We start from the raw sequence: 10,621 nt of genomic DNA on the forward strand, positions 1-10,621 counted from the left end.
CGACGAGCTGACCCGGCCCAATCCCGACGACCCGACCGGGCGCAGCACGATGCGCCGCATCCCCGACGTGCTCGACGTGTGGTTCGACTCGGGTTCCATGCCGTACGCCCAGGTGCACTACCCGTTCGAGAATCGGGACTGGTTCGACGGCCACTATCCCGGCGACTTCATCGTCGAGTACATCGGGCAGACCCGCGGCTGGTTCTACACGCTGCACGTGCTGGCCACCGCGCTGTTCGACCGGCCGTCCTTCAAAACCTGTGTCGCGCATGGGATTGTGCTGGGATCCGACGGCCAGAAGATGAGCAAGTCGCTGCGCAACTACCCGGACGTGTCCGAGGTGTTCGACCGCGACGGCTCCGACGCCATGCGGTGGTTCCTGATGGCGTCGCCGATCCTGCGCGGCGGCAACCTCATCGTCACCGAGCAGGGGATCCGCGAGGGCGTGCGGCAGGTCCTGCTGCCGCTGTGGAACGCCTACAGCTTCCTGGCCCTCTATGCGCCCAAAGTCGGCACCTGGCGCACCGATTCGCGGCAGGTGCTGGACCGTTACATCCTGGCCAAGCTCGCCGAGCTGCGCGACAACGTGACCCGCGAAATGGACACCTGCGACATCTCCCGGGCCTGCGAGCACCTGCGTCAGTTCACCGAGGCGTTGACCAATTGGTATGTGCGACGGTCGCGTTCGCGATTCTGGGAGGAGGACGCCGACGCGATCGACACCCTGCACACCGTGCTCGAGGTGACGGCCAGGCTGGCCGCGCCGCTGCTCCCGTCGGCCACCGAGATGATCTGGCGCGGCCTCAGCGCGGGGCGCTCGGTGCATCTCACCGATTGGCCGGACGCCGAAGCGCTGCCCGCCGACGCGGACCTGGTCGCCGCGATGGATCAGGTCCGCGAGGTGTGCTCGGCCGCGTCGTCCCTGCGCAAGGCCAAGAAGCTGCGGGTGCGCCTGCCGTTACCGAAATTGACTGTGGCGGTGGATAATCCGCGTCGGCTGGAGCCGTTCGTCGATCTGATCGCCGACGAGCTCAACGTCAAGCGCGTCGAGCTGACCGACGCCATCGACACCTACGGCTCCTTCGAACTCACGGTCAACGCCCGCGTGGCCGGGCCGCGGCTCGGCAAGGACGTGCAGGCCGCCATCAAGGCGGTCAAGGCGGGGGAGGGCGTCGTCAACCCCGACGGCACCCTGCGGGCGGGACCGGCGGTGTTGTTGCCCGAGGAGTACAGCTCCAGGTTGGTCGCCGCCGACCCGGAGTTCACCGCGGCGCTGCCCGACGGGGCCGGGCTGGTGGTGCTGGACGGCACCGTGACACCGGAGCTGGAGGCCGAGGGCTGGGCCAAGGACCGCATCCGCGAGCTGCAGGAGCTGCGCAAGTCCACCGGTCTTGACGTGTCCGACCGGATCTCTGTCGTGATGTCGGTGCCCGCCGAGCGGGCCGACTGGGCGCGCACGCATGCCGAACTGATTGCGAGGGAGATACTCGCGACCAGTTTCCAGTTCGCCGAGCCAGCACCGGACGCCGTCGACATCGGTGACGGCGTCCGCGTGGTGATCACTAAAGCCTGACCGCGAAAGTGCAACTACCGACACGTTTTCCGAGTGGGGGCGTCGGTGGCCGCACCCTCGCGGGAAGAAGTTTCCGAAAATGTGTCCGCGCCACCGGGCCTGGCCGCTCCTACCTGTGACGCGGCCCAACAAGGGGCCGCGACCACGTGAAGGAACGCGCCATGAGCATCATCGAAGACTTCCGGAAGACCCCCGCCGTCCCGTACGAGGACCTCACCGTCGCCGAGGCGTGGGCGTCGAGCCCGCTTGGCGACCCCGCGCTCGAGGACGGTTCGCTGTCGCGGTCGGTCACGCCTGAATCCCCGGCCACGACCGTGACCGCGAAACCGCGCCAAAGGGGAACGAACGTCTTGGTGGCCGGGGCGCTGGTCGCGGCGCTCGGAGCGGTCGCCGGGCTCGGCCTGGTGCTCATCGAGAGGTCGGGCGCCAAGGAGCCGAGGCCCACCGTCGTGGTTCCGAATTCCAGCGTTGGTTCGGTGACGCCCCAGGCCCCCAGCGCGGTCGAGCCACCGCCCGTGGCGCCGGCCCCGGCGACGGCACCCGACGCCGGGCACGTCTCGCCCGGCCCCATGAGTGGTGGGGACGCGCCCGTCGTGATCGTGCCCGCGCCGCCAGCGCCAGCGCCGGCGGCGCCCGCCCCCGCTTATCCCGGCACGCCGCCACCCCCTCCGCACGTGACCGTCAACGCCCCGCCGGTGATCGTGCCCGTCCCCGTTCCGGTGTGGGTGCCGCCCAAGCAAGGTGGTAGCCAGCAAGGTGGCGGTCAGCAGGGCGGCGGCCAGCCCGCGCCGAGCGGCCACGGGCCGATCCAGTGCTACGCCTGCCACCCGCCGCAGCCGGTCCACCCGCAACCGATCCACCCGCAGCCCCTGCATCCCTGAGACAACCCCCACCGAGATCTCGGTGCGTTGGTGCCGAGAGGCTCCCTATCCATCGACGCTGGACCAATAGCATTTCGAAGTGTGGAGTCCCGTTGGGTGCTGCACCTGGACATGGATGCGTTCTTCGCCTCGGTCGAACAACTCACCCGGCCGACGCTGCGGGGGCGGCCGGTGCTGGTCGGCGGCCTGGGCGGTCGGGGCGTTGTGGCCGGGGCCAGCTACGAGGCCAGGGTGTTCGGCGCCCGCTCGGCGATGCCGATGCACCAGGCCCGCCGCCTGATCGGGGTGACCGCGGTGGTGTTGCCGCCGCGTGGCGTCGTGTACGGGGTCGCCAGCCGGCGCGTCTTCGACACCGTGCGCGCCGTGGTGCCGGTGGTCGAGCAGCTGTCCTTCGACGAGGGCTTCGGTGAACCGCCCGGCCTCGCGGGCGCGTCCGCCGAGGAGGTCGAGGCGTTCTGCGAAGGCCTGCGGCGACGGGTCCGCGAGGAGACGGGCCTGATCGCATCGGTGGGTGCGGGCTCGGGCAAGCAGATCGCCAAGATCGCGTCCGGGCTGGCGAAACCCGACGGCATCAGGGTGGTCCGGCGCGCCGAAGAGCGGTCGCTGCTCGCCGGTTTGCCGGTGCGGCGGCTGTGGGGCATCGGTCCGGTCGCCGAGGAGAAGCTCAACCGGCTCGGCATCGAGACGATCGGCCAGCTGGCCGAGCTGACGGACGCCGAGGCGGCCAACATCCTGGGCGCGACGATCGGCCCGGCGCTGCACCGGCTGGCCCGCGGCATCGACGACCGCCCGGTGGCCGAGCGCGCCGAGGCCAAGCAGATCAGCTCCGAGTCCACCTTCGCGATCGACCTGACCAGCCTGGAGCAGCTGCGTGAGGCGATCGAGCCGATCGCCGAGCATGCGCATCAGCGCCTGCTGCGCGATGGCCGCGGCGCCCGCACCGTCACGGTCAAGCTGAAGAAGTCCGACATGAGCACCCTGACCCGCTCGGCGACGCTGCCGTACGCGACGACGGAGGCCGGCGCGCTGGTCGCCGTCGCCCGGCGGCTGCTGCTCGACCCCCGCGAGATCGGGCCGATTCGCTTACTAGGCGTGGGGTTTTCGGGATTGAGCGACGTGCGGCAGGAGTCGCTGTTCCCGGATCTGGACCTGGCGGGGGACGATCACCCGGCCGAAACCGTGGCGACCGCCGCGGAGGCGATGTTCGCCGCCGCGCCCGAGGAAGGCTGGCGGGTCGGCGACGACGTCACGCATCCCGAGCTCGGGCACGGCTGGGTGCAGGGCGCGGGCCACGGCGTGGTCACCGCGCGGTTCGAGACCCGCAGCTCCGGCCCGGGCCCGGCCCGCACGTTCCCCGCGGACACCGCCGAGCTGACCAGGGCCAACCCGGTCGATTCGCTGGACTGGCCGGACTACCTGGGCGCGTTGCAGGCCGTGGAAGCGAATGCGCCGTCAGCCCCAACGGGCGATGACGTCGGCGACCGGTAGCTGCGCGGCCAGCGCGGCCATCAGGAGTACCCGGGCCTGCGGCGGTCGCAGTCGGGGCACCATCACCGCGCCCGCCGCCGCCATCTGCTCCCCGGGTCCGTAGCTCGCACCGACCCGCCCGCCGGGGACGCGGGTGGACACCGCGACGGCGACGCCGGCACGGCAGTGTCGGGTCACCGCGTCCACCACCGCGTCGCCGGCGTTGCCCGAACCCAGCGCCTCGAGCACCACGCCCTTGGCCCCGGCCGCCACGCAGGCGTCCAAAGCCACCCCGTCGCTGCCCAAATAGGCGGCGACGATGTCCACCCGCGGCGCGGCGGCCGCGGTCAGGTCGCCGAGCTGGGGCCGAGTTTTGGTGCCGGCCAGCGCGACACCGCCATTCACCGTGCCGATCAGCTCACCGGCGAACCCGGTCAGGTCGTTGGTCGCCACCTTGGTCAGCCCCAGCGGCTGCAACACCCGGCCGGCGAAGCACACCAGCACGCCGAGGCCCCGCGCGGCCGGGCTGCCCGCCACCGCGAGGGCCGCGCGCAGGTTGGCCGGGCCGTCGGCGTCGGGGGCGTCGGCACTGCGCATCGCTCCGGTCAGCACCACGGGAACGTCGCCCGCGTGGGTGAGGTCGAGCCACAACGCGCTCTCCTCCATGGTGTCGGTGCCGTGGGTGACAACCACACCGTCGGCGCCGCCGGCGATCGCCGCCCGCACGGCGCCGCGGATCCGGTCCCAATCGGCCGGCACCAGCTGCGAGCTGTCCAACGCCAGCACGTCGGCAACGTCGACGTCGAGGCCCGCGGCCAGCTCGGCCGCGCCATACGCGGGCCGGTGCACGCCGTCCGGGCCGGTGCCGGTCGATATCGTGCCTCCGGTGGCGATGACAGTGAGCCGACCCATGGTGAAATCATCGCGCACGCCAAGCGCGAACAACGGCCAGCCCAGCGCCGGCATTGGGGGATGATGTGAGAGTGCCCGAGGAACCAACGACCGAGCCAGCGACCTCAACCGACCAAGCCGGAGACACCGCGCCCGCCGAGCCGCGGCGGGCACCGAGGCGGCTGCGCCTGCTGATGTCGGTGGCGGGGATCGTCTTGGCCCTGGACATCGTCACCAAGGTGCTGGCCGTCAAGCTGCTGCCGCCCGGACAGCCGGTGCCCATCATCGGCGACACGGTGACCTGGACGCTGGTCCGCAACTCCGGCGCCGCCTTCTCGATGGCGACCGGCTACACCTGGGTGCTGACCCTGATCGCGACCGGCGTGGTGGCCGGCATCTTCTGGATGGGCCGGCGGCTGGTGTCGCCCTGGTGGGCGGTCGGGCTGGGGATGATCCTCGGCGGCGCCATGGGCAACCTGGTCGACCGCTTCTTCCGCGCTCCGGGGCCGCTGCGCGGCCACGTCGTGGACTTCTTGTCGATCGGGTGGTGGCCGGTGTTCAACGTCGCCGATCCCTCGGTGGTGGGCGGCGCCATCCTCCTGGTGGTGCTGTCGGTCTTCGGCTACGACTTCGACACGGTCGGCAGGCGGAAGGCCGACCAGCGCCGATGACGCACCGTTCCATGCCCGTTCCCGAAGGGCTGGCTGGCATGCGCGTGGACGCGGGGCTGGCGCGCCTGCTGGGCCTGTCCCGCAGCGCCGCCGCGGCCCTGGCCGAAGACGGCGGGGTCGAACTGGACGGCGTGCAGGCGGGCAAGTCCGACCGGCTGACCGGCGGCGCCTGGTTGGAGGTCCGGCTGCCGGAAGCCCCGCCGCCGGTGCAGAACACGCCCGTCGAGATCGAGGGCATGACGATCCTGTATTCCGACGATGACATCGTCGCGGTCGACAAGCCCGCGGCGGTGGCCGCGCACGCGTCGGTCGGCTGGACCGGGCCGACGGTGCTCGGCGGCCTGGCCGCGGCCGGTTACCGGATCACCACGTCCGGCGTGCCCGAGCGGCAGGGCATCGTGCATCGCCTCGACGTCGGTACCTCCGGGGTGATGGTGGTGGCGCTCTCCGAGCGCGCCTACACCGTGCTGAAGCGCGCGTTCAAACAGCGCACCGTGGACAAGCGCTATCACGCGCTGGTGCAGGGACATCCGGACCCCTCCAGCGGGACGATCGACGCACCGATCGGACGGCACCGCGGCGGCGAATGGAAGTTCGCGGTCACCACGAACGGACGGCACAGCCTGACCCATTACGACACCATCGAGGCCTTTCACGCCGCCAGCCTGCTCGACGTTCACCTGGAAACCGGTCGCACGCACCAGATCCGGGTGCACTTCTCCGCCCTGCACCACCCGTGCTGCGGTGACCTCGTCTACGGTGCCGATCCGAAACTCGCGAAAAGGCTTGGGCTGGAACGGCAATGGCTGCACGCCCGGTCGCTGTCGTTCGCCCACCCCGCGGACGGCAGGCGGATGGAGATCGCCAGCCCCTACCCGGCCGATCTGCAGCACGCGCTCGACGTGCTGCGCGCCGAGGGCTGATCAGTCTGATGGTCGCGACCCGTCCCCCAAGCTTCGCTGGGGGTGCCCCCAGCGCCCGGCTTCGCCGCGCTTGCGATCACTCAGCCGGCTTGCGCGCCTCGACGAGCAGCCGCGTTGAGTACGCGACGAAGGGACCGTCGGCCTCGATGCGCTCGTGCAGTTCCCGCAGCCGATCCCGGTAGGCGCCGACCGTGAAGTCCGGCACCGTCCACACCACCTTGCGCAGGAAGTAGATGACGGCGCCGACGTCGAAGAACTCGGCCCGCATCCGCTCCATCCGGATGTCGACGACCTCCATCCCGGCGGCCTCGGCGCCGGCGCGCTGCACGTCGGGGTGGAGTTCGGCCCACTTCTCCGGTTGCGGCCCGATGAAGTACTCGACCAGTTCGGCCATCGTCGCGGGCCCGATCTGCTGAGCGAAGTAGGTGCCGCCCGGCCGCAGCACCCGGGCGATCTCGGGCCATCGCACCGCGACGGGATGGCGGCTGGTCACCAGGTCGAACGCCGCGTCGGCGAACGGCAGCCGCGGCCCGTCCCCGGTCACCACGACCACCACGCCGCGGGGATGCAGTCGTTGGGTGGCCAGCGCCGCGTTGGGCGGCCACGATTCCGTCGCGGCCATCGCGGGTGGAAACCGCTCCGCACCCGCGAGCACCTCGCCGCCGCCGGTGTCGATGTCGCACGCGGCCGACACGTTCGCCAGCCGCCGGCTCATCTGCCGCTGATAACCCCACGACGGGCGTTCCTCGGTGGCGCGCCCGTCCAGCCAGGAGAAGTCCCAGCCGTCGACCGGGGCGGCGTCGGCCTCGGCCACGAGGTCGTCGAATGTGCGAGCCATGCCGTGCATGCTAGGCACGAATCACGGTGCGTGGCAGACGAATTTGGCGCCGTCCAGGTCGAGCTTGACCTCGCCCTGGTGTTCCCAGTATTCAAAGCCCTGGCGGCCGTACCTGGCGCCGCTGCCGGACGGTTCCTGGAACAGGATCTGCGGGTTGCCCTTCCAGTTGAGCACCGCCGCGGGCGGGTCGAACTCGTTGTAGAACTGCGCGGTCAACGGTCCGGCGTCCGCGGGGCACTGGTAGGTGACCACGGGCGGGCTCAGGGTTCCGGGGTCGGCGATAGCCAACTGGTCCAGCCGAGTCTGATACGCCTCGACCAGGCACGTGCGCATCTCGGGGTTGTCAGTACAGCCGTCGCGACCGGTCGCCCAGTTCTGCTGCTCGGTGCTCAGCGCGGCTTGGTCCGCGCCCGGCCGGGCGAGTGCCTCCTGGTATGCGGCCTGGACCCGGTGGTCGAGGTCGGTCAGGCGCGGATCTGCGCAGACCTGCTGCTGGGCCGCGTTGGCCGGGGTGGCGCAGTCGAGCGGTGCGGCGGTCGGTGACGTGGTGGCGGCCGGCGGCGGGTTCGTTTTCGCGCCGCAGGCGCTCAGCACCAGGGCCGCAACGATGACGGCGAGCAGTCGCATAGGTGCTGACTACCGCCTGCCGGGCGCACAATCGGCGCGACACGCCGCGGTGCTCCCGACGGAACCGTCAGACCGGGGCCGTGTTGGGCTCGCCCGTCGCGATCTCGGGAGCCAGCGGCGCGATCGCGCCAATGATCTCGGTGACCGTTTGGGCCGGCACCCCGGCCGCGGCCAGCGCATCCGACAGGTGCCCGGCCACCAGGTTGAAGTGGTACATCGTGATCCCACGCCCCTGGTGCACCTGCTTCATCGGCGCGCCGGTGTAGGGCTCGGGCCCCCCGAGCGCGGCGGCGAAGAACTCGACCTGCTTGCCTTTGAGGCGGTTCATGTTGGTCCCGGTGAAAAAGCCCGCGAGTTGGTCATCGGCAAGCACACGAACGTAGAAGTCTTCGACCACGACTTCGAGCGCCTCGTGCCCGCCGATCCGGTCGTAGATGCTGACCGGCTGCGGCTTGCGGAAGCGTGCCAGAATTTTCATAAGTGCGATTGGAACATTTCGGCGTTGCCCACCAGTTAGTTCGCAATCACGCATGGATGTCTTTGCGTAACAACCGGATTGCTCACTGCTGACGGCTGCCGCCGCCGAGGCGTGAGATGTGCGGCACGGTTTACATGGTGGAAATCTGCATCGAGCGGGGGCGCTGATGTCCTACGTTGGCTTTATGACTCACGTCACAACATTCACACAGCCCCGCAAGGCGGTCGTGGTCAACGGGCAGGCCAGTTGCGGTCGGGGGGCCGACATCATCAGGAGCGAAAGCCAATGAATCTCGGTGACATCACCAACTTGGTCGAAAAGCCGCTCGCGAACTTGGTGGAGAAGCCGCTCGCGGCGGTGTCGCACATCGTCAACACCCCCAACTCCGCGGGCCGCTACCGGCCGTTCTATCTGCGGAATCTGCTCGACGCGGTGCAGGGGCGCACGCTCGACGAGGCGGTCAACGGCAAGACCGTGCTGATCACCGGGGGATCGTCGGGTATCGGGGAGGCGGCCGCGAAGCGGATTGCGGAAGCCGGCGGCGCGGTGGTGCTGGTGGCGCGCACCCGGGAGAACCTCGAGAAGGTGGCCTCTGACATCGAAGCGGCCCGCGGCGGGACCGCCCATGTCTACCCGTGCGACCTGTCCGACATGGACGCGATCGCCGCGATGGCCGACCAGGTGCTCAGCGACCTGGGCGGCGTCGACATCCTGATCAACAACGCGGGGCGGTCCATCCGTCGCTCGCTCGAGCTGTCCTACGACCGAATCCACGACTATCAGCGGACCATGCAGCTGAACTACCTGGGCGCGGTCCAGCTCATCCTCAAATTCATCCCCGGGATGCGCGAGCGCGGCTTCGGACACATCATCAACATCTCCTCGGTCGGGGTGCAGACCCGGGCGCCGCGCTTCGGTGCGTACATCGCCAGCAAGTCCGCGCTGGACAGCTTGTGTGATTCCCTGCAGGCCGAAACGGTCAACGACGGCGTGAAGTTCACCACCGTGCACATGGCGCTGGTGCGCACTCCGATGATCAGCCCTACGACGCTCTACGACAAGTTTCCCGCGCTGACGCCGGATCAGGCGGCCGGGGTGATCGCGGACGCAATCGTGCACCGGCCGCGGCGAGCCAGCTCGCCGTTCGGGCAATTCGCCGCCGTCGCCGACGCGGTGAACCCGGCGGTGATGGACCGGGTGCGCAACCGCGCGTTCGCCATGTTCGGCGACTCACACGCCGCCAAGGGTGACGAATCATCAAGCGAGTCACCGCAATTCGACAAACGCAGCGAGACGTTTGTGCGGGCCACGCGCGGGATACATTGGTGAGATCATGAGCCTTCCGAAACCCGACATTGCGACCACCGTCGTCATCACCGGCGCCTCGTCCGGCATCGGCGCCGAACTGGCCCGCGGGCTGGCCCGTCGCGACTTCCCGCTGCTGCTGGTCGCGCGGCGCCGGGAGCGCCTCGACGAGCTCGCCAACGAGGTGGGTCAGGAATACGCGGTGGCGGTCGAGGTGCTGCCGCTGGACCTCGGCGATCCCAATGGCCGCGCCAAGCTGGCCGACCGGCTGCGCGCCGAGCCCATCGCCGGGCTGTGCAACAGCGCCGGGTTCGGCACCAGCGGCGTCTTCCACGAGCTGCCCCTCGAGCGGGAAAGCGAGGAGGTCACCCTCAACGCGCTGGCCTTGATGGAACTCACCCACGCGGTCCTGCCCGGCATGGTCGAGCGCGGAGCCGGCGCGGTGATGAACATCGCGTCGATCGCCGGTTTCCAGCCGGTGCCCTACATGGCGGTTTATTCGGCCACCAAGGCCTTCGTGCAGACGTTCTCCGAAGCCATTCACGAGGAACTGCACGGGACCGGGGTGTCGGTGACCTGCCTGTGCCCCGGACCGGTGCCGACCGAGTGGGCGGAGATCGCCAACGCCGAGCGGTTCAGCATCCCGATCGCGCAGGTCTCGCCCCGCGACGTCGCCGAGGCGGCCATCGGCGGGATGCTGGCGGGCCGGCGCTCAATGCCACGCTGGCGTGCCCCCAGCTCGCAAGGGGGAGGTGCCCCCAGCTCGGCGAAACTAGCGGTTGGGCCCGCCGCGGAAGCGACTGCCGATCCGGATCCCGGGCAGCAGCAGGCTGCGCGGGACGAACCGGCCGCCGGTGCTGACGACCTTGGGCACGACGCCGGGCACCACGGAGCGCCGGCCCGCCAGCATCCCGCCGATGGCCGCCTCGGCGACGTCGCGGGGCGAGACCTGCGCGATCGGGATGCT

10 protein-coding genes and 2 pseudogenes are annotated in these 10,621 nt (G+C 70.3%); 7 read left to right on the top strand and 5 right to left on the bottom strand.

The window, feature by feature from the left end:
• The 3 genes from A5695_RS16140 to A5695_RS16150 form a co-directional block, all read left to right on the top strand.
• The coding region (locus A5695_RS16140) for a class I tRNA ligase family protein (protein ID WP_156749692.1) at positions 1 to 1,573 on the top strand (1,573 nt) is incomplete at its 5' end.
• 161 nt (positions 1,574 to 1,734) lie between these two features.
• Complete coding sequence (locus tag A5695_RS16145) at positions 1,735 to 2,454, top strand: hypothetical protein (protein ID WP_156749693.1); 720 nt, start codon at positions 1,735 to 1,737, stop codon at positions 2,452 to 2,454.
• 96 nt (positions 2,455 to 2,550) lie between these two features.
• Positions 2,551 to 3,942, top strand: a complete 1,392-nt coding sequence (locus tag A5695_RS16150; RefSeq protein ID WP_197515511.1) for a DNA polymerase IV — start codon at positions 2,551 to 2,553, stop codon at positions 3,940 to 3,942.
• Here the strand turns inward: A5695_RS16150 and A5695_RS16155 are convergent.
• Positions 3,907 to 4,833, bottom strand: coding sequence for an asparaginase (locus tag A5695_RS16155; RefSeq protein ID WP_068083941.1), 927 nt, complete (start codon positions 4,831 to 4,833; stop codon positions 3,907 to 3,909). The genes A5695_RS16150 and A5695_RS16155 overlap by 36 nt on opposite strands.
• Positions 4,834 to 4,904: 71 nt before the next feature.
• Here A5695_RS16155 and lspA point away from each other — a divergent pair, with 71 nt between their 5' ends.
• Positions 4,905 to 5,483 (top strand): signal peptidase II, encoded by a 579-nt coding sequence (gene lspA / locus A5695_RS16160; protein ID WP_068083924.1) that lies wholly within the window; start codon positions 4,905 to 4,907, stop codon positions 5,481 to 5,483.
• On the top strand, positions 5,480 to 6,406 hold the full coding sequence (locus A5695_RS16165) for an RluA family pseudouridine synthase (protein WP_068083932.1): 927 nt from the start codon (positions 5,480 to 5,482) through the stop codon (positions 6,404 to 6,406). Before lspA ends, A5695_RS16165 begins: the two co-directional genes overlap by 4 nt.
• 76 nt (positions 6,407 to 6,482) lie before the next feature.
• Here the strand turns inward: A5695_RS16165 and A5695_RS16170 are convergent, their stop codons facing one another.
• The 3 genes from A5695_RS16170 to A5695_RS16180 all read right to left on the bottom strand — a co-directional run bounded on the left by A5695_RS16170 (position 6,483) and on the right by A5695_RS16180 (position 8,349).
• Positions 6,483 to 7,244, bottom strand: a complete 762-nt coding sequence (locus A5695_RS16170) for a class I SAM-dependent methyltransferase (protein ID WP_068083966.1) — start codon at positions 7,242 to 7,244, stop codon at positions 6,483 to 6,485.
• Positions 7,245 to 7,265: 21 nt separating this feature from the next.
• Positions 7,266 to 7,871, bottom strand: coding sequence for a lysozyme inhibitor LprI family protein (locus A5695_RS16175; RefSeq protein WP_068083935.1), 606 nt, complete (start codon positions 7,869 to 7,871; stop codon positions 7,266 to 7,268).
• A gap of 67 nt (positions 7,872 to 7,938) precedes the next feature.
• A complete protein-coding gene (locus tag A5695_RS16180) occupies positions 7,939 to 8,349 on the bottom strand; it encodes a group 1 truncated hemoglobin (RefSeq protein ID WP_068083936.1) in 411 nt (136 codons plus the stop codon).
• A gap of 285 nt (positions 8,350 to 8,634) precedes the next feature.
• Here A5695_RS16180 and A5695_RS16185 point away from each other — a divergent pair, with 285 nt between their 5' ends.
• Together A5695_RS16185 and A5695_RS16190 are read left to right on the top strand one after the other, a co-directional pair.
• Entirely contained in the window at positions 8,635 to 9,678 is a 1,044-nt protein-coding gene (locus A5695_RS16185) for an SDR family NAD(P)-dependent oxidoreductase (RefSeq protein WP_068083939.1), read from the top strand.
• A 4-nt stretch (positions 9,679 to 9,682) separates the two neighbouring features.
• Positions 9,683 to 10,429: pseudogene (locus A5695_RS16190) on the top strand (SDR family NAD(P)-dependent oxidoreductase); the annotation flags it as partial.
• Here A5695_RS16190 and A5695_RS27695 read toward each other — a convergent pair.
• Positions 10,427 to 10,621, bottom strand: a pseudogene (locus A5695_RS27695) (SDR family NAD(P)-dependent oxidoreductase); the annotation flags it as partial. The pseudogenes A5695_RS16190 and A5695_RS27695 sit on opposite strands and share 3 nt — an antisense overlap.

The organism is Mycobacterium sp. E1747 (assembly GCF_001667775.1).
Taxonomy (GTDB): Bacteria; Actinomycetota; Actinomycetes; order Mycobacteriales; family Mycobacteriaceae; genus Mycobacterium.